17 protein-coding genes, 1 tRNA gene and 1 pseudogene are annotated in these 25,347 nt (G+C 62.3%); 14 read left to right on the top strand and 5 right to left on the bottom strand.

Annotation, left to right across the window (positions count from 1 at the left end; genetic code table 11):
* The 7 genes from AVJ23_RS06145 to AVJ23_RS06115 all read left to right on the top strand — a co-directional run bounded on the left by AVJ23_RS06145 (window position 1) and on the right by AVJ23_RS06115 (window position 10,817).
* A tRNA-Asn gene (locus AVJ23_RS06145) sits at window positions 1–75 on the top strand.
* A gap of 167 nt (window positions 76–242) precedes the next feature.
* Entirely contained in the window at window positions 243–2,252 is a 2,010-nt protein-coding gene (locus AVJ23_RS06140) for a site-specific integrase (RefSeq protein ID WP_157772628.1), read from the top strand.
* A 262-nt stretch (window positions 2,253–2,514) separates the two neighbouring features.
* Window positions 2,515–3,141 (top strand): AAA family ATPase, encoded by a 627-nt coding sequence (locus tag AVJ23_RS06135; RefSeq protein WP_058861292.1) that lies wholly within the window; start codon window positions 2,515–2,517, stop codon window positions 3,139–3,141.
* A 276-nt stretch (window positions 3,142–3,417) separates the two neighbouring features.
* The gene (locus tag AVJ23_RS06130; RefSeq protein ID WP_058861291.1) at window positions 3,418–5,853 is read left to right on the top strand and encodes a type I restriction-modification system subunit M; all 2,436 of its coding nucleotides are present in this window, start codon (window positions 3,418–3,420) and stop codon (window positions 5,851–5,853) included.
* The gene (locus tag AVJ23_RS06125) at window positions 5,850–6,995 is read left to right on the top strand and encodes a restriction endonuclease subunit S (protein ID WP_084794330.1); all 1,146 of its coding nucleotides are present in this window, start codon (window positions 5,850–5,852) and stop codon (window positions 6,993–6,995) included. Before AVJ23_RS06130 ends, AVJ23_RS06125 begins: the two co-directional genes overlap by 4 nt.
* A 41-nt stretch (window positions 6,996–7,036) precedes the next feature.
* Window positions 7,037–10,108, top strand: coding sequence for a type I restriction endonuclease subunit R (locus tag AVJ23_RS06120; protein WP_058861289.1), 3,072 nt, complete (start codon window positions 7,037–7,039; stop codon window positions 10,106–10,108).
* Window positions 10,098–10,817, top strand: a complete 720-nt coding sequence (locus tag AVJ23_RS06115; protein WP_058861288.1) for a M48 family metallopeptidase — start codon at window positions 10,098–10,100, stop codon at window positions 10,815–10,817. The genes AVJ23_RS06120 and AVJ23_RS06115 overlap by 11 nt, the downstream gene beginning before the upstream one ends.
* Window positions 10,818–11,110: 293 nt before the next feature.
* Here AVJ23_RS06115 and AVJ23_RS06110 read toward each other — a convergent pair whose 3' ends face one another.
* The 3 genes and pseudogenes from AVJ23_RS06110 to AVJ23_RS06100 all read right to left on the bottom strand — a co-directional run bounded on the left by AVJ23_RS06110 (window position 11,111) and on the right by AVJ23_RS06100 (window position 15,268).
* Window positions 11,111–12,403 carry a reverse transcriptase/maturase family protein gene (locus AVJ23_RS06110; protein ID WP_058861287.1) on the bottom strand — a complete coding sequence of 431 codons (1,293 nt, stop codon included), beginning with the start codon at window positions 12,401–12,403 and terminating at the stop codon, window positions 11,111–11,113.
* Between the two features lie 772 nt (window positions 12,404–13,175).
* A pseudogene (locus AVJ23_RS06105) lies at window positions 13,176–14,368 on the bottom strand (IS91 family transposase).
* 12 nt (window positions 14,369–14,380) lie between these two features.
* Entirely contained in the window at window positions 14,381–15,268 is an 888-nt protein-coding gene (locus AVJ23_RS06100) for a tyrosine-type recombinase/integrase (RefSeq protein ID WP_058861286.1), read from the bottom strand.
* A 269-nt stretch (window positions 15,269–15,537) separates the two neighbouring features.
* Between AVJ23_RS06100 and AVJ23_RS06095 the strand changes: the two genes are divergently transcribed.
* From AVJ23_RS06095 to AVJ23_RS06070, 6 genes are all read left to right on the top strand, one after another.
* Window positions 15,538–16,002 carry a helix-turn-helix transcriptional regulator gene (locus AVJ23_RS06095; RefSeq protein WP_058861285.1) on the top strand — a complete coding sequence of 155 codons (465 nt, stop codon included), beginning with the start codon at window positions 15,538–15,540 and terminating at the stop codon, window positions 16,000–16,002.
* A 222-nt stretch (window positions 16,003–16,224) separates the two neighbouring features.
* Window positions 16,225–18,072, top strand: a complete 1,848-nt coding sequence (locus tag AVJ23_RS06090; protein WP_157772627.1) for a site-specific integrase — start codon at window positions 16,225–16,227, stop codon at window positions 18,070–18,072.
* On the top strand, window positions 18,073–19,767 hold the full coding sequence (locus AVJ23_RS06085; RefSeq protein ID WP_058861283.1) for a hypothetical protein: 1,695 nt from the start codon (window positions 18,073–18,075) through the stop codon (window positions 19,765–19,767).
* 174 nt (window positions 19,768–19,941) lie between these two features.
* Window positions 19,942–20,442 carry a hypothetical protein gene (locus AVJ23_RS06080; RefSeq protein WP_157772626.1) on the top strand — a complete coding sequence of 167 codons (501 nt, stop codon included), beginning with the start codon at window positions 19,942–19,944 and terminating at the stop codon, window positions 20,440–20,442.
* 61 nt (window positions 20,443–20,503) lie between these two features.
* On the top strand, window positions 20,504–20,944 hold the full coding sequence (locus AVJ23_RS06075; protein WP_058861281.1) for a hypothetical protein: 441 nt from the start codon (window positions 20,504–20,506) through the stop codon (window positions 20,942–20,944).
* Window positions 20,945–21,074: 130 nt separating this feature from the next.
* Complete coding sequence (locus tag AVJ23_RS06070; RefSeq protein WP_058861280.1) at window positions 21,075–21,503, top strand: hypothetical protein; 429 nt, start codon at window positions 21,075–21,077, stop codon at window positions 21,501–21,503.
* Window positions 21,504–21,598: 95 nt separating this feature from the next.
* Here the strand turns inward: AVJ23_RS06070 and AVJ23_RS06065 are convergent, their stop codons facing one another.
* Together AVJ23_RS06065 and AVJ23_RS06060 are read right to left on the bottom strand one after the other, a co-directional pair.
* Window positions 21,599–21,814 (bottom strand): hypothetical protein, encoded by a 216-nt coding sequence (locus tag AVJ23_RS06065; RefSeq protein ID WP_058861279.1) that lies wholly within the window; start codon window positions 21,812–21,814, stop codon window positions 21,599–21,601.
* Window positions 21,815–21,896: 82 nt separating this feature from the next.
* Window positions 21,897–24,260, bottom strand: a complete 2,364-nt coding sequence (locus AVJ23_RS06060) for a hypothetical protein (protein WP_157772625.1) — start codon at window positions 24,258–24,260, stop codon at window positions 21,897–21,899.
* 373 nt (window positions 24,261–24,633) lie between these two features.
* Here AVJ23_RS06060 and AVJ23_RS06055 point away from each other — a divergent pair, with 373 nt between their 5' ends.
* A complete protein-coding gene (locus AVJ23_RS06055; RefSeq protein ID WP_058861277.1) occupies window positions 24,634–25,299 on the top strand; it encodes a DUF6538 domain-containing protein in 666 nt (221 codons plus the stop codon).
* Window positions 25,300–25,347 lie beyond the last annotated feature (48 nt).

The following is a 25,347-nucleotide window of genomic DNA, read 5'->3' as shown; positions in this document are numbered from 1 at the left end:
TCCGGCGTAGCTCAGCGGTAGAGCAGTTGACTGTTAATCAATTGGTCGTAGGTTCGATCCCTACCGCCGGAGCCATAATCTAAGAAAATCCAGCGATCTCATAGACTTGCCCGGAGTCGCTGCGACTCCAGACAACTTTATCCGTCCTCTGTGCCCATACCTGTGCCCGCGGCTGTGACCCGGGCCTGTGCCCGGAGACCTCGGATATGCCGAAGATCCCTTACCTCGCAAAACGCGGCCACATGTTCTGGTGGCGCCGTCGCAAACCCGTTTTCATTATTCCGCAACCTTTCCATGACACAGAGAAGACTTGCGCGGACACCGAAGGCACCAGTTCCGGGGCACCCGGGCATTTCGCCGTCAGCCTACGCACCACCTGCCCAAAGGAAGCCGGCCGACGCGCGGCAAGGATGAACCTCCTGTTCGAGGAGAAACGGCGCAGTATCGAAGCCGTCATGTCGAGGGGCGACAGGATGAGTGACCAGAGCTATATTGACCGCGCAATGGCGGACATGGCAGCGACATTGCGCGCGCAGGCGGAGATGATGGCCCGCCAGATGGCATCTCCCACATCCGCGCCCACGGTGGCGCAGCCGCAGAACCCGGTCGCTGCTCCCGACATGGTGGCGACACCAGCCCCAGCGCCGGTCGCCAAGACGGGCATCCGGGCCAAAAGCCGGATCGACGACCCGGAGTTCGAGAACGCGCTTCTCGAGATGGCCGACCGCGAAGGCTGGTGGCACGAGGATCCGGACGAGATCGTCGCGCAGTTCGACATGATGCTTGTCGGCCTCTTTGCCCTCCAGGAGGAATACCTGCGTTATTGCGTGCGCAAAAACCTCGACCCTGCGGCCGCCCTGCCCTCACTGGCGGGGCTCGGAAAGACGCTCTCATCGGTCACCACAGACATTCAGGCAAGTGCTCCAATCGAGGCAAGGCCAGAGGAACCGGAACGGTCGCGCGGCGATATTGTCGACGCAAACAATGCGTCCCGTCGCCGGAAAAGCAAGGATGGGCGCCGCTTCTCCGAGCACGCCCGGCGGTTCCTCGATCTCCGTTCGGAGGGATATGACCTCAAGCGCCGTCACGAGACGCCCGACGCCGGGTCGGGAGGGCGCTTTACCAAGACCAGCCGCGGCAACTTCGAAGGCACGGTGCGCCTGTTTCTCGAAGCCCATGGTGATATCTTTGTTGAGAACATCGACGAAGACTTGCTCGTCGATTTCTTCTCACTGCTCGACCGAATACCAGCCAACCATGGCAAATCGTCGAAGGATCGGCGTCCCATTCGCCAGGTGATCGAGGAAACGGATCGGGAAGAGCGGAACACGATCGCGCGTCGCAAGGCCGAGATGGAGCGAGACCGCCTGAGCGCGGCAGAGATCGAGGAGATCCTCGACACATTGCATGTCGACCGGCTTCGGACAAACACCTGCAAGCGCCACATGGATGCCATGGATCAGATCATGGCGTTCGCGCAGTTCGAAGGATTGCGGACCGACAATCCGGTCAAACCGGTCAAGTGGACCTCAAAGGAAATAAAGCGTCGTCTTGCCCACGAAGAGGACAGAGATCGCCTGCCATGGGGCGATCGTCTGCCTGGCCTTCTCAGCTCTCCAATCTATCGTGCGCCGCTCGAGGAACCCGGGGATCCCGTCTTCTGGGCGCCCCTCCTGGGTCTTTTCGCAGGCTTCCGCATGGAAGAAGCGCTGCAGCTCCGAACGGATGATTTCGACACGATCGAAGGTGTGCCCGTCGTCAAGGTCCAGATCGTCGGCCGCATCCAGGGCAGAAAATCCAAGGCAGCGAAACGCGACGTTCCGATTCACCGGACGCTGCTTGATCTCGGAATCCTTCAGTTGGTCGAGCTGCGACAAGCGTCCAACCAGACACGCCTGTTCCCACATCTCGAGCGTGGGCAGACCAAGAAAAACTTCACGGAGGTCTTCTCGAAGCGGTTCACAAACTACCGGAAGCGATGTGGAATCTACGATCCGGTGCGTGACTTCCACTCGCTCAGGAAAGATTTCCAAACCAAGCTGACACGGGCGGGCGTGCCCTATCACTCGCGAAAGTTGCTGATAGGCCATGAGCTTTCCGACGTGACCCACAAGCACTACTACCCCGAAGGCGATACCATCGAAATGATGCTGGACTTCGTCAACCGGATCGACGTGGATTGTTCACGGATCCTGCGGCCCTTCGGGTCTCCGGATGAGGCGAATGTTCATCGGCTTTCCGCCATTCGATGAACGGCATGCAAGGGGTCTGCTATAAAATGCCCGCGGCCTCGGCCGCGCGCGTTCCTCGACCACCTCCTCTTGGCGAATGCGGGCCAAGCGTTTTAGATCTTGATCGCCTCGTAGCGGAACTTTTCCACCGACTTAGCCCGGTCGCGCGGGAAATCGTTTTTGGTGCGCGTGTTCCGGACCCACCTCCTCCTCGGCGGCACTGGCCGCAACTTTGACAAACTCGATTTCGCAAACCTTTTGCGAAATCCACGAAGGAGATACCATGACCGAGAAGAGGGCTGGCCGCCCGCCGAAATACACCGAAGCGCAGGTGCTCGCGGGAATCGAGATCGTCGAGCGCAACGGCGAGACGCCGACCGGGGATACCGTCAAGAGGGCCATGTGCACGCAACTTGACGTGGCTGGCGGCATCAACGCACAAAGCCTCGACAAGGAGGTCCAACGGCTCCTCGAACAGCGTGAACAGCAGCGCCGCGAAAACCTGATCGGGGCTTTGCCTGCGGATGCGCGGGATGCCGTGAAGGAGATCGGCGCACTTGTCGAGGCCGCGGTCCTCGGCCATCTGGGCGAGCAATACGGCTCGCTGACGGTGCTTTCGGGCAAAATGGTCGCCGAGCTGAAAACCGACCTCGGCAACCAGCGCGAGCAGATCCGTGAGCTTCTCAACAGGATCGACAGCAAGGACGCCGAGATTGCGGACCTTGAAGGAAAGAACCACGATCTCAAGCAGAGACTGGATGCAAGAGATACCGAGGTTGCAACCCTGAAAGCACGATTGTCCGAGCTCGAACGGGACGAGGACTTTCGAGCCAGGATGATCGAGGTAATGAAGGAAACGCTGCGATACCACGCGACCTCTGACGAGAAATCGCCACCTGTTCGTGCGTGATCACTGATTGCAGCGATTGTCGCCACAGAATCACATGTCGTCGAATCGGCGTTGTTCAATCCTCCCGGTTGCCGACCATGAGGATTCCGATTCTTGACAGGACATGACAGGTCAGATCCGCGAAGCGCGCATTGAGCGGCCCCCTTGGTCCGCCGAAATCGGCATCGGGCACCCATCAACGTTGCCTTGAAGACATCCCGCTATTCCGTTCATATTGCGGCGAAAGTTACGAGGGGCTGTAAACGGCGTTCAGCCCCTGCAGACACGAGGCGCAGCATGGCAATCAAGAAATCCGACATCTACAGATCCCTGTGGGACAGCTGCGACCAGCTGCGGGGAGGGATGGATGCCTCGCTCTACAAGGACTACATCCTCACCCTTCTCTTCCTGAAATACGTCTCGGACCGGGCCGGTCAGCCGGACGCGCTGATCGAGGTGCCTGGAGGCTGCTCCTTCGAGGATATCCGGAAACTGCGCGGCACCAAGGACATCGGCGAAGGCATCGACATGGCGATCGCCGGGATTGCCGAGGCGAACGACCTCAAGAACATCATCGACCGGGCCTATTTCAACGACACCGAGAAGTTCGGGCGCGGCGCCAAGATGGTCACAACGCTCACCGCGCTGATCAACATCTTCAGCCGGGAGGAATTGAACTTCAGCCGCAACCGGGCGGATGGCGATGACATCCTCGGCGACGCTTACGAATACTTGATGCGGAACTTCGCCACCGAATCCGGCAAGAGCAAGGGGCAGTTCTATACGCCCGCCGAGGTCTCGCGCGTCGTGGCCGCTGTGGCCGGCGTGGACCGCGCCACGAGCGTGAAGCAGACCGTCTACGATCCCACCTGCGGGTCTGGCTCCCTGCTTCTGAAGGCCGCCGACGCCGCGAAGGTCACCCTCACCGTCTACGGTCAGGAAATGGACATCACCACCCGCGGCCTGGCCAAGATGAACATGATCATGCACGGGCGCGAGGATGCCGAGATCGTGCAGGGCGACGTGATCGGCGAGCCGCAGTTCAAGGCGTCGGAAACGGAACTTCAGACCTTCGATTTCGTGGTCGCCAACCCGCCCTTTTCGGCCAAGGCCTGGGGATCGGGCCTGACCAGTGATACCAAGTTCGGGCGCTTCGACCTTGGCATGCCGCCCGACAAGAACGGCGATTTCGCCTTTCTGCTGCACATTCTGGGCTCCATGAAGGCCACCGGCTCCGGCGCGGTGATCCTGCCCCATGGCGTGCTCTTCCGCGGCAACAAGGAGGCCGAGCTGCGCGAAAAGATCCTCAAGCGCGGCTACATCAAGGCGATCATCGGCCTGCCGGCGAACCTCTTCTACGGCACCGGCATCCCCGCCTCGATCATCGTGCTCGACAAGTCCGGCGCTTGTGCCGATCGACCGGTCTTCATGATCGACGCCTCTCGCGGCTTCACCAAGGATGGCAACAAGAACCGCCTGCGCGAGCGCGACATCCACAAGATCACCGACGCCTACACCCGGCAGGCCGAGATCAAGGGCTACTCCCGCCTGGTCCCCTACGCCGAGATCACGCGCAACGACTTCAACCTAAACATCCCGCGCTACATCGACGGCTCGGATCCCGAGGATCTTCAGGACATAGAGGCGCACCTCAAGGGCGGCGTGCCCAACCGCGACATCGACCTGCTGGCCGAGTTCTGGGACGTCATGCCCGGCATCCGCGCCACGCTCTTCGGGCCGAACCCGCGCCCGGGCTATTCCGATCCCTTGGTCGAGCCGGAGGAGGTCCGCACAACGATCCGCAACCACCCCGAGTTCGGCGCTTTCCGTGACCGCGTCCACGCCATCCTCGACGGTTGGGCCGGTCCGAGCGCCGATTTTATGGATGGCTTGAAGGTGGGCGACAAGCCCAAGAACCTGATCCACACCATCGCCGAGGACATGCTGGCCCGCTTCGCCGAGGCGCCGCTGATCGACCAGTATGAGGCCTATCAGCGGCTCATGTCCTACTGGGCCGAGGTGATGCAGGACGATGTCTTCATCATCACCCACGACGGCTGGGAGGCGGCAAAGGAGTTGCGCGAGGCACGCAAGGAGGTCGATGGCAAAAAGGTCAAATGGCTGGAAGAGGCCGACCTGACCGTGAACAAGGTGCGCCTTGTGGCCGATGTCATCCCGCCCCGGCTGATCGTTGCGCGCTTCTTCCCTGAGATGCAGCAGGCCGTCGATGACGCGCAGACGAAGGCCGAAGAACTGGGCCGCGAGATCGAGGAGATGGTCGAGGAACATGGCGCCGAGGGCGGGCTGCTGGCAGAGGCTCTGACCGAGGCGGGCAAGCTGACCGCGGCCTCGGTTAAAGCGCGGATCAAGTCCGGGGAAGCCGACACTGAAGAAACCCCGCTGCTGAACAAAGTGTCCAAACTGATGACAGCCGAGACGGCAGCGAAGAAGGCGGTCAAGGAAGCCGAGGAAGCGCTGACCGAGGCCACGCTGAAGAAATACCCCGAGCTGACCGAGGAAGAGATCCGCACGCTGGTCGTGGATGACAAATGGCTGACCGACATCGCCGATCTGATCGAGGCCGAGATCGAGGCGCGGACGGAGCAGCTGACCGCCCGGGTGCGGGTGCTGACGGAGCGGTATGGGCATACGTTGCCGGAAATCACATCGGAAATGAACGAACTCTCTGTCCTTGTCGAAGCTCATCTCGCAGCGATGGGTTTCCGAGCATGAGCGAGACAAACTTGCCAACTGGTTGGAGCGTCAAGTCGCTCGGCGATCTGGGCCAGGTGAAAGTTGGCTTGACCTACAAGCCTGAAAACGTATCAGAGTTCGGGACGCTTGTTCTGCGCTCTTCCAACATTCAAAATGATCGGCTTGCTTTTCAAGATAATGTTTTCGTGGATATTCCGGTCGGCGAAGGCGCTACGGTTCATTCAGGCGACCTATTGATCTGCGTGCGAAACGGTAGTCGCCGATTGATCGGCAAGACGGCAATGATCGATCAAAATGCACATGGCATGGCCTTTGGCGCCTTCATGAGTGTATTCCGCTCTGACTTGAATCCGTATCTGATTTGGCTTTTTCAGTCGCAGATCATCCAAGAGCAAATAGAAGAGAACCTCGGCGCGACCATCAATCAGATCACCAATGCAACTCTTAAGCGATTTAGGATCCCGCTACCCGATGATCCTCAGGAACAGGAAGCCATCGCCGAGGCGCTTTCGGATGCGGATGCGCTGATCGAGGGGCTGGAGCGGCTGATCGCCAAGAAGCGGCTCATCAAGCAGGGCGCGATGCAGGACCTCCTGACCGCCAAGCGCCGCCTTCCGGGGTTCTCGGGGGAGTGGGAGGAAGTGCCCTTTGAAGCTGCGTTCAAGCGGATCAATGCCAAGAAGTTTCAGGTGCAGGCATCCGAATACGCAACCGACGGTAACATCCCAATTGTCGACCAAGGCAAGAGCCTTATCGCAGGATACACCAATGTCGAGGCGCGACGTTTTTCGCCGCCGAGCGGCGGCTTGATCATCTTCGGCGATCATACCAGAATTGTGAAGTTTGTGGATTTTGATTTCGCTTTGGGAGCGGATGGAACTCAACCGATTGGAGCCAGGGACGGCTATCACACAAGTTTTTTGTCGCTCTCGTTGCAGAGCAAAGATATTCCCAACACTGGATACAACCGGCACTTCAAGTTCTTAAAGGAAATGACATTTGCGGTCCCAGAAACGATAGATGAACAGCAAGCCGTCGCTTCGGTATTGACCGACATGGACGCCGAAATCCAAGCCCTCGAAACCCGCCTCGAAAAGGCTCGGGCTGTGAAGGAGGGCATGATGCAGAACCTTTTGACCGGACGGATCAGGCTGGTCTGACGACATTTCCCAAAAGTGACTTTTCCAGAACGGAGTGCCCCATGAGCAAGATCGGCGAGGCGGAACGCAAGGCCCAGAACCGGGTTATCGACTTGCTGAGTGGCCACCAGACCGATGCGCCCGGCGGCCTCGGCTGGCGCTACCTTGGCGACTGGCAGAAACGCGAGGGCAACGCCAATATCGAGGAGGACCTGCTGCGCCCCTGGCTCCTCTCCCGCGGCTATCCGCCCGAGATCGCCACCCAGGCCATCACCCTCCTGAAGCGCGAGGCCAGGATGGAGGGCGCGAAGCTCTACGAGGCCAACCAGAGCTTCTACGAGATGCTCCGCTACGGCGTGGCTGTCGCCCCCGGCCCAAGCGAGGCCCCCGTCACCGTTCGCTTCATCGACTGGGGCGACCCCGCCGCCAACGACATGGGCGTCGCCGAAGAGGTCGCCATCAAGGGCAAGGACATCAAGGCTTGGAACAAGCGCCCCGATCTGGTGCTCTACGTTAACGGCATCGCCCTCGGCACGGTCGAGCTGAAGAAATCCACTGTGGGCGTGGGCGAAGGCATTCGCCAGACGCTCGACAACCAGCGGCCCGAGTTCATCCGGCACTTCTTCACCACGGTGCAGATCGCCTTCGCCGGCAATGACAGCGAAGGACTGCGCTACGCCCCGATCCAGACGCCGCAGCCCTACTGGCTGGCCTGGAAGGAAGAGAGCGGGATCACCGCCCGCCTCGACCGCGACGTGACACAGATGATGGCGCCGCAGCGGTTCCTGGAGTTGATCCACGACTTCACCTTGTTCGATGCCGGCATCAAGAAGATCGCCCGCCCGAACCAGTATTTCGCCGTGAAGGCCGCGCAGGAACGCGTGGTGGCGCACGAGAGCGGGATCATCTGGCAGACCCAAGGCTCGGGCAAAAGCCTGATCATGGTGATGCTTGCGCGCTGGATCAGGGAAGCGCAGCCGGATGCGCGCATTCTCGTGGTGACGGACCGCAAAGAGCTGGACCGGCAGATCTCCGAGGATGTGTTTGGCGGCACCGGCGACAAGGTGCGCCGTGCGAAGAGCGGCACCGACCTGATGGCCGCCCTCGCCGATCCGACCGACCGCGTGGTCTGCTCGCTGGTCCACAAGTTCGGCAAGCGCGAGGAGACAGAGATGGCCGAGCTGATCTCGGACATCCAGAGCGCGAAAATCGGTGCGCCTGTCGGTGATTTCTACGTCTTCATCGACGAAGCGCACCGCACGCAGTCGGGCAAGCTGGCGCGCGCCATGCGGCAGGTGCTGCCCGAGGCCATGTTCATCGGTTTCACCGGCACGCCGCTCCTGAAGTCCGACAAGGAAACATCATTGGAGACCTTCGGTCCCTATATCGGCAAACCCTACCGGTTTGACGAGGCGGTCGAGGATGGCGTGGTGCTGGACCTGCGTTACGAGGCCCGTGACATCGACCAGCGGATCAGCGCCCCCGGCAAGATCGACGCCTGGTTCGAAGCGAAGACCAAGGGGCTGACGCCCATCGCCAAGGCGACGCTGAAACAGCGGTGGGGCACTTTGCAGCGCGTGCTGTCGAGCCGCGACAGGCTGGAGCAGATCGCCAATGACATCATCATGGACATGGAGATGAAGCCCCGCCTGAATGCTGGCATGGGCAACGCCATGCTGGTGGCTGGTTCGATTCCTGAGGCCTGCAAGTTTTTCGAGATCTTCCGAAGATCCGGGTCCGTGTTGGCCGACAAATGCGCCATCGTGACCTCTTACAAGCGCGCGGCGCCCGAGATCACCGGGGAAGAGACCGGCATGGGCGAGACCGAAAAGCAGTATGTGCACCGCGTCTACACGGACCTCCTGGGCGAGACTTCGGAGGAGGATTACGAGGAAGAGGCGCTTCGGCTGTTCAAGAAAGAGCCGGGGCGAATGAAGCTGCTGATCGTGGTCAGCCGCCTCCTCACCGGCTTCGATGCGCCAACCGCGACCTACATCTACATTGACAAGCAGATGCGCGACCACGGGCTGTTCCAAGCGATCTGCCGCGTGAACCGGCTGGACGGGGACGACAAGGACTTCGGCTACATCGTCGATTACAAGGACCTGTTCCGGAACATCGAGAGCGCGGTGGATGATTACACATCCGAAGCCTTCGATGCCTTTGACAAGGAGGATGTGGAGGGGCTGATCACCGATCGCGCTGAACAGGCAGATCAGGATCTTCGGACAGCACGCGACGCTTGGCTGGGCCTCATGGATGGCGTGGAGCAGCCGAAGTCCGATGACGAGATCTTCGCCTACTTTTCAAGCCCGCAGGGCATCGACATCGACCCTGATGCCGAGGAGAAAGCGCGGCGCCGCCAAGCGCTTTACAAGATCGCCGGACGTTACGCCCGCGCCTACGCGAATATTGCTGCCGAGCCCGTGGACTCGGGATTCAACGATCTCGAACTCGGCGAAATCCGCCGAGAGGTCGAAGAAGCCATCGGGGTCAGGGACGCCGTTCGACTGCACAGCGGCGACGCAGTTGACATGAAGCTCTATGAGCCGGCGATGCGTCACTTGATCGACAACTACATCCGCGCCGACGACTCGGAAGTCATCTCGCATCTTGACGATATCAGCCTGATCGACTTGGTCGAAAGCAAGGGGGCCGATGCAGAGAACGACCTGCCGCCGGCATCGAAACGGAAGCGGGAAAACGTGGCCGAGGCGATCGAGAACAACGTTCGAAAGCTGATCATCGAAGAAACCCCCGTCAATCCGCGCTTTTACGAGAAAATGTCCGAACTGCTCACCGATCTTGTTCGCCAACGGCGGGAAGAAGCTATTGAATACGCGGAATATCTTGAGCGGATTGCGGCGCTGGTCAGGGATGCGAAAGCGGGACACGGCAAGAAGTATCCGGCCTCGATCGAGAGCTCTGGCCAAAAGGCGCTGTTCGACAACCTCGACAACGACGAATCCTTGACCTTGAAAGTTGATGGCGCTGTGCGGGAGACAGCGCCCTTCGCATGGCGCGGCAACGCGATGAAGGAAAGAAAGGTCCGGCGCCGTCTTCAGCAAATCCTGGATGAACCGGACACAGTGGAGCGGATCTTCGAGATCCTGAAAAACCAGAGTGAATACTGAGATTTCGCAAATCGGCGGTGTCGACGTCGAGATCGTGCGCAAAAAGATCAAGAATCTGCACATCGGCTGCTACCCGCCAGCGGGACGGGTCAGAGTCGCCGCCCCGGATCACGTGAGCGAAGAAGCAATCCGGCTCGCCGTTCTAACAAGGATGCCTTGGATCCGGCGGAAACAAGCGCAATTCGCCAATCAGGAGCGCCAGCCCACGCGTCGCTACATCTCTGGAGAAACGCATTTCCTTTTCGGTAGACCGCTGCGGCTTGAAGTTCAGCACTGGGACAAGAAGATCCACAAGATCGCCCGGAGGGCCAACGACAAGCTCGTTTTGAATGCCCCCGTGGACAGCGAACCAGAGCAGCTGTCCCGATGGATGGACTCGTGGTTGAAGGCAGAACTCCGAAAACTGGCCGCGCCGCGCATCGAATGTTGGTCAGCGCGCATGGGCGTTGAGCCCAATAAGTGGGGCATCCGGCCGATGAAGACCAAGTGGGGAAGCTGCAATCCTGATAAGGGCATCGTCTGGCTGAACTCCGAGCTTGCGAAGAAGCCGGAGCGGATGATCGACTACGTCATCGTTCACGAGCTCGCGCACCTCCTATCGCCCAAGCATGACGAACGCTTCATGGCAGTTCTGGACCGCGAGTTCCCGCGATGGCGACAGATCCGCCAAGAACTCAACGCCCTTCCGTTGTCGGAATGGGTGGATTGATTTTGTCGAGATAGCGTTTACCGCAAATCAACCTATTTGGTTCGCTTTTCGATTTTCGCGAAGTATTCTGCAACCGCGAATCCGGTTTCGGATCACTTTGAAATGCCTCCAGACCGGACCTGGTTCGTCGGTTTTGCCTGCGCATTATTCTTGTTTCTTGTCATTCTCAACTATACCTCAATTTCCGCATTGGGTGTAGAATTTTTAGGAGAACGGGCGGAGAGCTGTCATTCTCTGCGGCCTAAACGAATGACTGGTATGGGTCTGAGAATGTCGGGTATGTCGCCAACTAACTATAGTTTCTTGAGTTTCTCAATTTCGCGAAGTGCAGCACGTTCAAAACGTTTGATTTGCTGAGAAATTTTTTCGTCTCCTCCAAATGCGGCGGCGCTGCGCCGGCCATAGGAGGAAAAGTTCCTGACGACACGAAGACCCTCTTCGTCTCGCACCTTCAGGTGGGTAAAGCGGCGATACAGGCGCTTGGTATGCGCCTTGGTCGACTTTCCGGAAGCGATGTTTCGCTCCGCGATCTTTCGAGTCCGGGCCATCGCCCTTCGCATCTTCCGCCACTGGCGAGCGAGTGAGCTTTCTCGAATCGCTGGTCCCGTCTCGTGTAACGCGAAGCCGAGGTATTGTGCGGCTTTCCCCGCCACAGTGCCCTTGCCAGTGAATTGGGTCCTTTCGGTTTTGTGGGGCGATATTTCCAGCCTCTCTGCCTTTATGAGGTCCATGATCTTAGCTTCGGCCGCTGTAGCGTGGGCGGGGTCGCAAAGCACCAGGATGTCGTCCGAATACCGACGATACATTGCGCCGACGCTGTCGCAGTAGGCACGTGCAGCCGCGTCGAAATCAACCATGTAAAGGTTCGACGCGGCCGCACTAATGGGAGTGCCCTGAGGTATGCCACGCCGATGCCCCTTTGCCAGTTCGGGGTTCGGGTGGAACTTGATGCCATGGGCTTTCAACTCTTCGACGCTGGCGATCCGGTCCCGGCTGTTCTCCTTGAGCCGGGCAGAAAACGTGGAGTTCGCCTTGAGCTCTTCCATGTCGACGTAGTGGAAAGCGGAAATTGCCCGAAACACGCGCATCCAATGATCGGGGAGCGACGTCACACCCAGAATGGATTTTAGACGGCGCTTCAGGAGCCTGTGGTCAAGGTTATCGAAGAAGCTGCTGACGTCGAACGCCAGTATCGCCACGGGGGCATTGGTCTTGGCAAACGCAAGCACCTCCGCAGAGAAATCGTAGTTGCCGCGTCCGAGGGCACGATAGGCCAGAACGCTATCAGACAGGCCCTTGTCGTTATAGTGAGCATCGAGCAACGTATTCATCTTGCTGGCGTAGAACGAGAGTATGCAGGCATCTCGGTGCGATGCATACTTGATAGGGCGGTCCTTCGAGGTGATGGTCCGCGTCCCGGTCTTCGGACATTTCTTATAGCGCTTTTCAGATTTCGTGTAGTGGAGAAGAGGGAGGAAAGAGTGCTTGAGCACAAAGTCCGGGTTCATCACCTTTCTGGCGAATTTCTCCCCGACAGGAAGATCGAAATGACGGTAGCTTCTGGTCTTAAACCAATCGAGCGACATGAATCCCCCTTTGTCGCAGAGTTCGGAGGACTGGCCCTGACCCTGGGCTCCGGTTTTAAGGCCGGGCGTCCCCCGAACGCACGCCACCTTCTGTCAGCGGATACGTCCAGCGTGTCTTCTCCGAACGCCTCGCAGACACGGGTCTCGAAACGCGAGGTGGTATAATGTAACCGTGGAGGTCCGAGCTATGCTCAGTGTCTCATTCAGTCTGGCTCTGGTCGCGGCGATGCTGTTCGGCATCGTGCTGCCAGGTCACCATAAAGAGGTTGACAAGTTCAACGGCCAAACCCGTAAGCCAATTCCCACGGGCCCTCACGAGTTAGTGAGCGGATTTCTGCTATTCAAGGCCGGGAGGCCCTTTTTTTGAACGTGGACAGCATGAGTAAGACGAGCCTTCTCCGGACATGACGTGGGCGAAGGCCGAATGACGGCTCAGGTGAAGGATTTCCGATGCGGGCCGCGGTGAGATGGCGGGGCTCGGTGCGTTGTCGGCCCGCGTTGGGAATCCTCCCAAGGTGGAAGCCGCGGGGGCCGAGCGGTGTCTATGGGGAAAGCGCGCTGGCGGATGTGTCTGCGGGTTCGAGCGGCGCCGTGCCAGAGTGATATCCGGCCCACTCCGCGTGCGCCGGGATGCACGGAGTTGCGATATCTTCCGACGATGGCGATTGCTCGGGAGTGGTGATTTCGTGCTCCGATGCGGCGGGCGCAGGGAATTGCCGGCGGGTGCATGCGGACATCCGTGGACGACAGTTTCGGAAAGACAGGCATCTCGTCATGCGGCCTGCTCCCTCGGCGGTGCCCGGGACGTCGGCCTTTGTCCCTGGCGGAAGATTTCGATGATGCGCATCTGGCCGCCGCAGGAGGGGCACGGCTCGCGCAGGGTGAGCGGAACGATCTCTGCACCGAGTTGCGGCTCCGGTTCCGGCCGCGCCTGTCCGAGCAGATCCCGGATCCTGGCGATGTTGGCCTTGCGCTGCGCGGCGGCGAGCAGGCCGTAGTGCCGGATGCGGTGGAAGCCGTCCGGGAGGACGTGGGCCAGGAACCGGCGGATGAACTCGTCCGTGGCGAGGCGCATCACCTTTTGCCGGTTTCCGTGCTTGATACGATAGTCCTTCCAGCGAAAGGCCACGGTATCGGCGTCGGCGCTGATCAGGCGATGGTTCGAGATCGCCACGCGGTGGGTGTAGCGGCTCAGATAGGCGAGCACGGCCTCCAGGCACCGAAGGGTTGCTTGGCGTAGACCACCCATTCGGAATTGCGGAAGGGAGCGAGCCAGGCAGCGAACGCATCCGCCTGCACCAGCCCTTCGAGATCGCCGAAGAAGGCAAGTCGTCCGGCGCGATGCAGAACCATCAGCCTGTCCAGAAACAGCCGCCGGAACAGTCGCGACAGCACCCGCACATGCAGGAAGAACCCCGGCTTGCAGGCGACCCACCGGGTGGCATCCAGTGACAGCCCGCCGCCGGGGACGATCATGTGGATGTGCGGGTGATGGGCCAGCGCCGACCCCCAGGTGTGCAACACGCTGGTCATGCCCACCCGCGCGCCCATGCGCTTCGGATCGGCCGCGATGGTCATGACCGTTTCGGCCGACGCCCTGAACAGCAGGCCGTAGACCGCCTTCTTGTTCCAGCAGGCGATCCGGGCGATCTCGGCCGGCAGGGTGATGACCACGTGGAAATACCCCACCGGCAGCAGATCCTCGGCGCGCTCGGCCATCCAGTCGCGCGCCGCCGGTCCCTGGCACTTGGGGCAATGCCGGTTCTTGCAGCTGTTGTAGGCGATGTGCTGATGCGCGCACTTCGTGCAGGCCGCCACATGTCCACCGAGCGCTTCGGTCCGGCAGGTTTCGATCGCCGACATGACCTTCAGCCGGCAGAGGCTGACATGCCCGGCATGGGCCCGCCGCCACGCGGGACCATGGGCGCGGAAGATGTCAGCGATCTCCAGCTTCGGCCGGGACACCCCGGCGTCCGGTCACTCCAGACTTCGCTTCAGCGTCTGGTCCTGCAACTTCGCCAGCATCTCGTAAGGGCTGACGGTGTCTCGGATCGTCTTGGTGGCGACGTGCGTGTATTGCGCCGTGGTGGTCAGCTTGGCATGGCCGAGCAGGACCTGGATGACCCGCACGTCGGTGTTGGCCTCGAGCAGATGCGTGGCGAAGCTGTGGCGGAGCGTGTGGAGCGTCGCCGGCTTGCTGATACCGGCCATGTGCTTTGCCGAGGTGAAGGCCCGGTTCAGCTGGCGCGGCGAGATCGGGTTGATCTTGGGCTTGCCGGGAAACAGCCAGCCTTCCGGCCGTGCCTCCAGCCACCAGTCGCGCAACAGATCGAGCAGCCCCGGCGACAGCATCACCTTGCGATCCTTCCGTCCCTTGCCCTGCTCGACATGGATCAGCATCCGGTCACTGTCGATGTCGCCGATCTTGAGGTTGCAGACCTCCGCTGCCCGGAGCCCGGCACCGTAGGAAATGCTGAGCGCGGCACGATACTTCAGGCCCGGCCCCGGCGCCGCCATCAGGATGTCGGACACCTCCTCGACGCTGAACACGCCCGGAAGCTTCCGCGGCTGGGTGCGGAACTGCATGTAGCGCTTCATCTCCTCGCGCCCGCAGGTCATGCCGAAGAAGAACCGCAGCGCGACGATGCGCGTGTTGAGGGTCGAGGGCGTGACCTCGGTGTTCGTCATGTGAAGCTGGCAGGCGCGCAGATCCTCCGGCGTGGCCGTGTCCGGGGATCGTCCAAGGAATGCGGCGAAGTCCCTGATCGCCCGGATGTGCGCCTTCTGGGCCTTGTCGCCAATACCCCGGATCCGCATGTCCTCGATCATCCGCTCACGCAGCGGGGTCGTTCTCTCCTCCGTCATGGGAACCTCCTGTCTGTCGATTGAGAGGTCCCAATCGTCAGGCAAGTGCCCACATCCCCAAATGCACACGGGTCAGATCAGTGCGTGTCGATTCCCAACAGCGCCCCTGCCGCGCGAGCGGCTTCGTCCAAGGGCCGGCTTGCAAACGCAACAGCGGCCCGCGCTGCCGTCACGAGTTCGGTAGTTTTCTTCGTGATGCACAAAGAATCGGTCTCCCGCGCTGCTCAAGTTTTCGGGGTCGACAAACCCGGACCTAATTGCCTTGGGCCATGCTGGACCAAGCCCTCACCCGCGACGATCTCGAAGTCTTTTTCTGTATCCGCAAGAAAACGGGATCCGCTGACCGGCGCGCGCTGGCCAAGGTGTTGCGCGCGCTCGGCATCCGGCTGAGGGGCGGCACCGCGCGCTGGTCGCTCATTTTGCGCGCACTCGATCTGTCCGAAACCCAAGATCCCAGACACTGGGCTGACCTGACCGCGCCCCTGCTCACCGCGAACGACGTCGCCACGCTAATCGGCGCCAAGGACCCCTCGATCATCTATCGCTGGGAGAAAGGAAAGCTGCCGGCGGATACGCCGCCGTTTCCGCCCTCGATCGACCTCTCGAACGGGCGGAAGCACGCCCGCGCGAAGCGCTGGCGCAAGGCCGAGGTCCTGGCCTGGCATCAAGGCCGCCCGCTCCCCCGATACGCCAAGGCGGCACCGGCCTTCGGCGCGCTCACCCCAACGAAATGAGGTCCAGCCCCATGCTTTCCACCGCCCGGGACACGGCGATCTGCACCCTGACGACCCGGCATGCACGCAAGCGACCGGGACATAAACACCCGCTCGGTTTCACCGGTGGCAACCTCGCAGGCGTGTGTGTCCCGGGCGCATCCAAGCGACCGAGCGTGCACGCAAGCGACCCGCACGGCCCTCATCGAACGATCCATACAAACAACATGAACGGAATGACCCATGCTTGATCTAACCAGCCGCCCACAGACCTCCGAACGCGCCCTCGCGGCCGTCGGCTCCGCGCCCATGGCAAGGAAGGAAGCCCGCCTCACTCTCGCCGATCTCCGCGCCCATGTGTCGACCCGCAACGACATCACGCCATCGGTGAAGGCGCGGTATCTGGGCGCGATCGACCAGGTGGGGGACATCATGAACCGGCCACTCCCCGCGGTCCCGGCCGAGCTGTCGCTCGTCGAGGAGCGGTTTCCGCTGGACGGGTTCGATCCCGAACACTGGTCGACGAACGAGGCCTACCGTCTCTTTCGGCGCCGCCTACAGGCACCGTTGCGCGAGTTTTTGGGCGTGCATGCGGCGCAGGCGGCGCTGCGGGCACAGCAGGACGACTGGACCCGGCTTTTTGCCGCGATCAAGCCGCTCACTGAAGGCCGGGTCGGGAAGACCGCAAAATGGCATCCCATGAAGCTTTCGGCGCTCAAGACCTTCGCACTTGTCGCCCGATCCTACGGCTGGCAGCCGCAGGACCTAAGGCTTGTCGAGGCGCAGCGCATAGACGCCGATTTCCGAGGCAACAAGCGCGATGCCAACGCCCGCGCGCTCCGGCGGCTCGACGATCTGCGGAAGTTCCCGCAGCTCCTGCCCCTGCTGCCACCCCGTCCGATCGGGTTTTCGGCCGAGCGGCGCGTGCCACGGCTGGCAGCGATCGAACCCGCTTGGGAGGCCCAGTTCCTGCCCTGGATCGACGCGGTCACGAAGACCAACTGGGACCCGGTCGAGCAGGGGTTCGCGGACGAGCACGCGGGACACGCGCATGTCATGCGGTCCGCGTTCCGCACCGTCCTACGGATCGGGGTGGAGATCGGCGGGATCAGCCCGGATGCAGCCGATCTCAAGATCGTCCTCGCCGACGATGAGATCCTTTGCGCCATCGCCGGCGAGATGTTTGCGCGGCGGACACGGAGCCGCAAGGATAGCCATCTCGAGCCCCGGACATCCCGCAAATATCTCAAGGCGCTGAACCAGGTCCGCGCCCATCTCGGCATCGACACGCACATCATGCAACAGGTTCTTGCCAACAACGCGGTGTCCCGGATGGGCAAGAAGGCCGACCGATGCATGACGCCGGCAAACCGCAAGTTCTGTGAAAGCCTGGTGGAAAAACCCGTGCCGCGCCGGCGGTTTCTCGGCTCGTTCAAGAAACTGCGCGAGACTGCCGAGACCATCCTGGCGCAGATCGCCGCGGAGAAGCGCACGCTCACACCGGCGGAGATCTCGCGCGTGCGCATGCTCGGGACCGCGGCCTGTTTCGCGGCGATCGAGATCGGCGGCGCCCCGATCCGTGTGGAGAACGCCATGAGCCTGACCTGTGTCGGCGAGGACGCGCAGATCCGTGCTCCCAAGACCGGCAAGAAGGCGATCAAGGTGCTCATCCCAGCGGAACTGACCAAGAACGGAGCCGAAATCGAGTTCCCGATCCGCGCCAACAGGCATGGATGCCACGACACGATCCAGTGGTATCTGCGGGTCATTCGGCCGATGTTCCCGCACGCCGCGACGAGCCCGTTCCTCTTTCCGGCCGTTAAGACACCGGGCGCGCATCTCAACCCCGACTTCTTCGGGGCAGAGTTCGCAGGCCTCATGCGCACGGTGGTGAACCTGCCCATGACGCCGCACCAGATGCGGCACGGGCAGACCTCGCTGCTGCTCGACCGGCACCCAAACGAGATCGAGGTGATCGCGAAGCGCATCGACGACACGCCCGGCACGCTGCGCCAATTCTACGGCTGGCTGAACTCGATGAAGCTCGTCGAGCGCGGGCAGGATCTGCTGATCGGACTCATGGAGGACTGAATGACTTACGACACGAGACCCCGCGAGGAGATCCTCGCAGCGCCCCATTTCGACGCCTTCCGGGAGACCGAAGGACTGGGCGAGGTCGGGCTGCGCGAACTGCGCACGCTCGACCGGTTCTTCGCATTCGCCGCCGAACGTGGCATTGCCGTGCCCGCCGTTACCGACTTCCTGGCCTTCGTCGCGGACGACGGCTCGACCCGGCGGCTCGACGATCTGCGCACAGCGTTCGACCGATTCCTGCCAGACGGGACGCCCGTGCGGGAGACCGTCCGGGAGGCGATCCGGGCGAAGCGTCCGCGAAGCCGGTCCTGCGATCGTCGGAGCCGCGAGATGCTGCGCGATGACCCTCTCATGGCGCCCTACCGGGACCTGCCCGCCTTCGACGACGTGTCGCTCGAGGATCTGCGCGTGCTCGCGCGGTTTCTGGCCTTCGCCCAAGCGCGCGGCATCACCGTGCCGACCGTGGCGGACTACCTCGAGTTCACGACCGATACCGGGTCGAGCCGGCGCTTGCGCAGCCTGAAGTCCGCGCTTGACCGCCTCCTGCCGGGCAATCCGGCGGTCCATGTCGTGCTGGCAGCGGCGATAGAGACGAAAAGCCCCGCGCGTTCGAGCCAAGGCGCTGTAACCCCCCGGGCCGTGGCGACGCGACGAGTCGATGCCTCGGAACTTCCAGAAGCATGGCGGACGCTGCTCGCCAGGATGCGCCTCGGGGCGCTGCCGATGCACATGGCCACCCCGGCGGAGTCCGTGATCGACAGCATGGAAGACGTGCTGCGTGAATATGCGAAGGTGCAGCGGGAGTCTGGTGCGCCCGTCGAGATTACCGTCGAAGGCGTGCGCCGAATGGAGACGTCGCGTGCGGCGCATGCGGCGGCACGCAAGGACCCGAAGTATCTCGACCACGGCAACCGCCCAGCGACGCGGCACACGGCCGTGATGCGCCTGCGCCAGTTCGGCGCTGCCCTCGGGCTCGAGCCGCTCCTCCTGGCCGCGCTGCGCAAACATGAGGCCCTGCTCAGGCGGGACATCGGCACGGTGGTGCCGCTGAAGTTCGCCAGGCTCGACAAGCTACCCAGTCTCAAAGCCACCTGGGGGACGGCCGCGCACCTGCTGGCCGAGAGCGTCGATTCGCAACGGCGCCAGACCCGGCTGCGTCTGATCAACGAGGCGGCGGTTGTGGCGCTCTGGACCCTGCTTCCGCTGCGCCTGCGTGACGGGCAGATCCTCTGGGGCCGGGATGTCCGGTTTGACGGCACGCGTTACCGGGTCGACATTATCACGGCGAAGGAAGATGAGCCCCTGCGCGGGGCATTGCATGCCGTGCTGACCCCGTTCCTCGACGCGCTGGTTCTGCGCGGGCTCGATCCTGTTTGGCTCGATGAGATGCGGGACAGGGCGATGGCAGAGGAACTGCCGCTCTTCCGTGCCGTGAATGGCCGCCAACTCGCGGCCAGCTACCCCTCGACCGTCTGGCGGACGCATTTCGGGACCGGCGCGCATATCTCGCGCAGCCGCGCGCATACCGAGTTGGGCCAGCTTGGACCGGAGGGTGTGGAAACCGCATTGGCGCTAAATGCACAGCGAGACCCGCGCACGGCCGCGCACTACCACGGCAACGCCGTGACTGCCGCCCGACGCCGCAGGGGGCAGGACATGGTCGACGCCCTGCTCGAGGAGTGTTTCGAGTAACGAAGTCTGATCCCTGCGATCAAGCCGATGGTGACGGTTAGGCAGACTGAATAAATGGGAGACAAGAGATCTCCGTTCCGCCGCGCGGTCGCCTGTGACGCGCGGCGGAACGGAGATCCCTGGTCTCGAAGGGTGTTTCGCTGGCGTCGTTTCACACGCCAAGAGGATCCTTCCATGTATCACCAATCCCACCCAATTCTCCCTGACATGACCAATGCTGGTCACCCCGTGCGCGGCGATGTCGTGCTGTTCCGCTTCCCGGTCACCGAAGAAGACGCCGAGCCCGGGGCGCCCAAACGGCGGCCCTGCCTGGTGCTCGACACCTTCGAACGTGGCGGTGAGCGCTATGTCGAGCTCGCCTATGGGACCTCCGTCAGCACGAGGGCGAACCGGGGCTACGAAGTCATGGTCAAGCAGCCGGCCTCCCGCGCCGTCGCGGGGCTTAACAAACCGACACGCTTCGTGGGCGCCCGCAGGATCACCGTGCACATCGGCAACAGCGGCTTCAACGGCCCGACAGATGGCCCAACCATCATCGGTCGGCTGGACGAAGCGCTCCTGAACAGGATGAACGCCGTCCGGGCGCGCATCCAGGCCGAAGCCGACATTGCCGCGCACGACCGCGAAGAGAGACGCAGGGCGAAGCAGGCGCGCAAAGACCGCGGTTTCCGGTAAGGAACCGCGCTCTCGCCGCTGCTTCCCCACTTCGACCAACCAACCCAAAGGACTCAACCTCATGAACATGCCATTCAAATCACCCGCCGAGATCACCGCCATGGCCGCCTCGTGCTTCCCGCTCGCCCGCGCCGCCGCGACGGGCATCGACCAGGACGTGCTCGACCTCGTCGCGCCAAAACCCAAGCAGGAGGCCAGGAAGCTGGCCGCGCTCCTGCGGGCCGGCAAGATCTTCGACAAGGGCATCCTGGCGATGCTGCACGAGATCGTCGGCGTGCTCGACGCCGAGATCGCCGAAGGCACCTGGATCGAGACCCGTTACGACCACAGCCCGGAGAATGTCTCGAGTGACAAGTGCTGGGGCAAGGAACGGCTGACGCCAGAAGCGGATCGCCTGTCGAACGCGCTCGCCGTGCTCATCGAGCTCTACGCGACGCTGTCGTCAGTCCATGACCTGCTGCGGGCCGAGCAGGTCCTCCGGGAGCTGCGCGCGGCGTCCTGACCCGAACGCGCGGGCCTGGAACACCCGCGCCAGGGCGCGCCGGCGACCCTCCGGCTGCTACCGATGCCGGCGCGCCCATCCACACATGCGTCCGCATCGCGGACGCCTACCACATACAAGGACACGCAAAATGCCCCCACACCCCGGCCAGGCCAATGGCTTCGACCGCATCTCCGACACGATCGACATCGAGGAGAAACTGGAAACCCTCGAAGATGGGATCGACCTCGCCGCGCGCCTGATGGTGACATTCATCGACCCGGACAATGGAGATGGAGACGACCTCGAGGCGACCGCGCGAGATCTCTCGATCGCGACGTCGGAGACCCCGCCTGACATCGAAAAAATCCACGAATTGCTGAAGCACGCGCTGACAGAGTGCCTGGACCGCGGTTGGCTGGTCGGCGACACCGAAGATCGTCCTTGCCACCTGACCCGCCTCATGTTGCAGGCAATCTCGGATGGTGACCGCCTCAGGGAGTTCGAGGAGAGCTACCATGCGGCGCTGCACACCATGGCGGATGCGGCCACGCAGGAAAGCGAGTCGCAAGGAACCTGAGCGAGGAGGCACCCGTGTATCGACCACGCGCGGGTGCATTCCATCGCCGTCGAAACGTCTTTGGCAGACATGCACGAATGGCCATCGTTATCCCCTCAGCTCTCATCCTCGAGACAGGCTACCTCGCCCAGATCAGTCGAAATCGTGAGCCAGGTCGGCCCGCCGGGACCGGTTTCCTCGAAATCCGCGATCAGCGCCACGCTGGCCGGCAGGGTCGAGAACGGTGCGAGGTCCCTGTCGTCATCAGCGATGGCGGTGATCGCATCCTCCGCGGTTGGCCGTGTTCTTCGGCGGTCAGGACCACGAGGCACGCATCCTGTTGAGACTGCTCAGCCCGTCCTGACAGGGACCATGGCACATCGTCCAGCTCATTCGAGCGGGTTGTTGTGACACTCACCGGTTACTCCCCTTGCTCCCGAAGACGCTCGTGGCATCCGGCGTCGGGATGGGCGCGTAGTCGCGCAGCGGGCCATGCGCGGCTTCGATCACCGCACGCGGGCACTCGCCGGGCTGGACGAGGACGAGACAGATCTCGAGCCGCGCGCGCGGCACGTCCCGGCGGATCCGGGCGGCGTGCAGGCCAAAACCCCTCACACCGCTATTGATATCATTCATAGCGGGGCGAGGGTTTTTTCGGATGCGGGCCAGCCATTGTTCCGCTGCCTTCTCGTTTGAGAAGGTGTCGGGGGCGCATTTTGGCAGTTCCTTGGCGGTGAGGATCAGAGATCGGTGTCCACGCGTGGCCTCCCGAAGCGCGGAACCGAGACGGTCAGTCCGCGGCAGGAGATCATCGAAACGCACCAGGTTGTCCACCGGAAGCCCGGGAATAGGGATATTGCAGACCAGGATCACCCGCTTGCGATAGCGCGCCCGGGCGAGGCGCAGGCGTTCCACCAACTGGCGGGTGCAGCATTCGCGATGCTGCATCTGGATTTCACGAATCCGCTCGTCGGGATGCATGCGCACCGGCGCCGCTACACTCGCCCCTGAGGTCATCTCGTAGGGGATAAGCACCTCGGGCATCTGGCGGCGCCCATTCTTGTCGGCCTCGACAAACTCCAGCGGCTGGTCGTCCTTGTCACCGAAGAGGCTGCGGCCCTGGTCCTCAAGGGCTTCCACCGGCAGCTCGTTCCGGCCCAGAACGATGACGGTGGCGTAGTCCTCGTAGCGGTTCGAGCCGAGCGCCCGATCCCCGAACCACAGCCAGCTCGCGCCGAAGAGCTTCTCGTTGAGCATGATCGACACGGCCTCGCGGTCGGGCGTGGTCGGAGATACCAGGCCGGCCTCCTCGAAGAACCTGCGAGCCACCTTCTTCGTGCAGCCAACGAGGACACCGCCGGCATGGTCGTTCCGGTCGCGCGCGACCTCGGTCTCGATCAGCATCCTGCACTTCCTGCGCAGGCTGGCCGAGCCGAGCAAGCGCGTCGTGCTCATTCGAAGGTTCGAGACTTGGGTGATCTCTGCGTTGGGCTTCAGCCGTTGGGTGCAGACCTCGATCTTGGGAAAGAAGGTGCCGAGGATGGTCTCGCTGGCATCCGCGTCGAGTATCAGGGTCGGGATGTTGCCGAGGACCTTCCGGGAACCGTGACAGACGATCTCCTCGACTTCGACAGTGCCGCCGTCAGCAGAGGTGTAGGTGCGGGTTTGCAGTGTCAGGCGATCCGGTGTCGCGCGACCGAGGTCCCAGGCATCCGCGAGGGCTTCCCAGATCGCGGCATAGCGATGGGCGGCAGACTTGCAAGCCTGGATCCGGGCGAGCGTTTCAGTCTGCTCTTCCTCAGTCATGTCCGGTTTGATCACCGGCAACCGGTCGATGTTCTCCCGCTCGTTCTTTGCAAAGTTGCGATAGAGGTCCGCGTGATACGGAAGCGCCGACACATCGCGTCCAACGCGCAGGGCATCGACCACTTCATGCGCGGCCCGGTGAATGAAATGGCATTCGATCGGCTCCTCTGCCGGCCGGGGAAAACGCTCTTGTCGAGTAAAGGCGTGCACCGGCGCGACGGTCTGGCGAAGCATCTTGGGCCAGAACTTCTCGTCGATCACACGGAGTGCCTTGTTGCGGCCGGTGGGCGTCGGGAGATATACGAAGTTGTGTGCGGCATAGCGGTCGACCGCGCTCTCCTCAGGCAATTCGCGGCTCTGGCGCTGATAGGCGCAGTCGTCGAAAAACGGGCAACGGCGCACGGTTTCATCTGCGCCCTCGCCCTCGCGCAACTGGCACAGCGTGTCGCCAACTTTCAGACCGGCGCGAGCCACTTGCTCCGCGAGCTCCCATTTCTGGCACATCCGCTCCCCCGGATTCAGGGGGTCGATCGCCGATCGACCGCGAATCTGGGTTGCCGGGGTTGTGTTCCCATGGATCGCCAGCGCCCTGTCGCAGGCTTCAGCGGACAGGTCCGCGGTTGGCGAAAGGAAGAGTGCGTCTCCGCCGATCAGGTCGCGCGGCTGGCTGGCGAGGATCGCCTGCGTTCGAGTCGTCTTGCCGCTGCCCGGGCTCGGTGCGAGCGCGAGCGCTGGGGCCCGCTGGTCGTCTTCGAGATCGTGGGCGGCAGCGTCCGCGAGGATGGTGTGGACCGTTTCGTCAATCGTCCGCCCGACCTCATCGAGGCTGGCGAAACGCGTGACGGGTGTCGGATTCAGCCAAGGCACAACATCCGTGCCGGCGAACTGGCCCCGGGCGTTGCGGATTGTGGGAGCCGAACCAGTGTCGGCTTCGGCGATTGAGGCGGGGGTGGGGTGTGCATGATGTGTCATGCACATAATTTCGGATCGCGCGGGCGCGCATAGACGAGTTTCAGCCTAACTCAAAGCAGTTATTGTCTAAGATTCGAACTGTCTTTCCGTGGCAATCCAGATCGCACTTGCATGCAGCCTACGAATGTGCACGTTTTTATAGACCCAGTGCGTTCGCAGAGGCCGCGCTGTTGATATTGCTGGATTTTCTTGGCAAATCTCCGGTCCCTACCGCCGGAGCCAAAATTCCCTAAGTGGTTGATTTCATTGGATGTGCCCCGACCGGAGTCGGAGCCACGCGTGCACGTGCACAAATTGGTGCACAAACGCATGCCCGAACCGGTGCACGGATCGCGACTCCCGGATGCCCTGGAACCGTTTCGGAGCACCTGCCATGGCCGGAGTCGCACACACACCCCACCTCGAAAAACGCCCCTCGGGCTTCTTCTTCCGGCGCCGTCTGCCGAAGGCCTGGGTCGAGATATCGAACCCTGGACAAAGTTCGGCCATCTGTCTCTCGCTTAGGACCGACGTCCTCTCCGAAGCGACATGCCGCGTCCGCGCCCTCACGGCGCTCACGGACCTGGCCGTCGCGCTGACGACGGAGAGACCGGTGGACCACCTGAGCCCCGAACACGTGACATTGCTGACCGAATTGGCGCGCTGCCAGATCGCCGCCCACGAGGCCCTGCGGGCGTCTGCGGAGCCGCGTTCGGAGGCGGCGGCGAATTTCGCGGCGCAGACCGAGCGCGCGACCCAGGACATGCTGCGCCGGGCCCTGGCGCTCGGCGACCGGGGACCGGTCACGGAACCCCTGCGCGAGATGGCGCGCCGGATGGGCGTGACGCTCGACGAGAGCACCGCCGATTGGCGGGCGCTGGCCTTCGAGGCTCTGCGAGTCATGCTCGACGTGTCACGCGAGCGGGAACGGCGCGAGGTCGGAACCTACGAGGAAGCGACCCCGGTCTTCCGGTCTGTCATGGCAAGCCGCTCGTCCTCCCCGGCCACCGCCCTGCTGTCTGACGTCAGCACCTGTGGGACAGATTTGAGGTTTTCGTAACGGAGGATTTCTGGATCATCGCAGGCACCAAGGAGCGAAGATGAGCCA

Origin of the sequence: Pseudoponticoccus marisrubri (assembly GCF_001482405.1) — a bacterium.
In the GTDB taxonomy this organism is placed as follows: Bacteria; Pseudomonadota; Alphaproteobacteria; order Rhodobacterales; family Rhodobacteraceae; genus Pseudoponticoccus; species Pseudoponticoccus marisrubri.
Note: the sequence above shows the minus strand (reverse complement) of the source record. Positions and strands in the feature narration are given on the sequence as shown.

What these genes read in the sequence shown, in the direction of transcription:
- AVJ23_RS06125 (WP_084794330.1), top strand. Translation starts at nt 5,850, where the DNA reads ATGAGCGAGACAAACTTGCCAACTGGTTGGAGCGTCAAGTCGCTCGGC.
- AVJ23_RS06110 (WP_058861287.1), bottom strand. Translation starts at nt 12,403, where the DNA reads ATGTCGCTCGATTGGTTTAAGACCAGAAGCTACCGTCATTTCGATCTT.
- AVJ23_RS06095 (WP_058861285.1), top strand. Translation starts at nt 15,538, where the DNA reads ATGCTGGACCAAGCCCTCACCCGCGACGATCTCGAAGTCTTTTTCTGT.
- AVJ23_RS06060 (WP_157772625.1), bottom strand. Translation starts at nt 24,260, where the DNA reads ATGACACATCATGCACACCCCACCCCCGCCTCAATCGCCGAAGCCGAC.
- AVJ23_RS06140 (WP_157772628.1), top strand. Translation starts at nt 243, where the DNA reads ATGTTCTGGTGGCGCCGTCGCAAACCCGTTTTCATTATTCCGCAACCT.
- AVJ23_RS06085 (WP_058861283.1), top strand. Translation starts at nt 18,073, where the DNA reads ATGACTTACGACACGAGACCCCGCGAGGAGATCCTCGCAGCGCCCCAT.
- AVJ23_RS06070 (WP_058861280.1), top strand. Translation starts at nt 21,075, where the DNA reads ATGCCCCCACACCCCGGCCAGGCCAATGGCTTCGACCGCATCTCCGAC.
- AVJ23_RS06080 (WP_157772626.1), top strand. Translation starts at nt 19,942, where the DNA reads ATGTATCACCAATCCCACCCAATTCTCCCTGACATGACCAATGCTGGT.
- AVJ23_RS06075 (WP_058861281.1), top strand. Translation starts at nt 20,504, where the DNA reads ATGAACATGCCATTCAAATCACCCGCCGAGATCACCGCCATGGCCGCC.
- AVJ23_RS06090 (WP_157772627.1), top strand. Translation starts at nt 16,225, where the DNA reads ATGCTTGATCTAACCAGCCGCCCACAGACCTCCGAACGCGCCCTCGCG.
- AVJ23_RS06100 (WP_058861286.1), bottom strand. Translation starts at nt 15,268, where the DNA reads ATGACGGAGGAGAGAACGACCCCGCTGCGTGAGCGGATGATCGAGGAC.
- AVJ23_RS06135 (WP_058861292.1), top strand. Translation starts at nt 2,515, where the DNA reads ATGACCGAGAAGAGGGCTGGCCGCCCGCCGAAATACACCGAAGCGCAG.
- AVJ23_RS06130 (WP_058861291.1), top strand. Translation starts at nt 3,418, where the DNA reads ATGGCAATCAAGAAATCCGACATCTACAGATCCCTGTGGGACAGCTGC.
- AVJ23_RS06120 (WP_058861289.1), top strand. Translation starts at nt 7,037, where the DNA reads ATGAGCAAGATCGGCGAGGCGGAACGCAAGGCCCAGAACCGGGTTATC.
- AVJ23_RS06055 (WP_058861277.1), top strand. Translation starts at nt 24,634, where the DNA reads ATGGCCGGAGTCGCACACACACCCCACCTCGAAAAACGCCCCTCGGGC.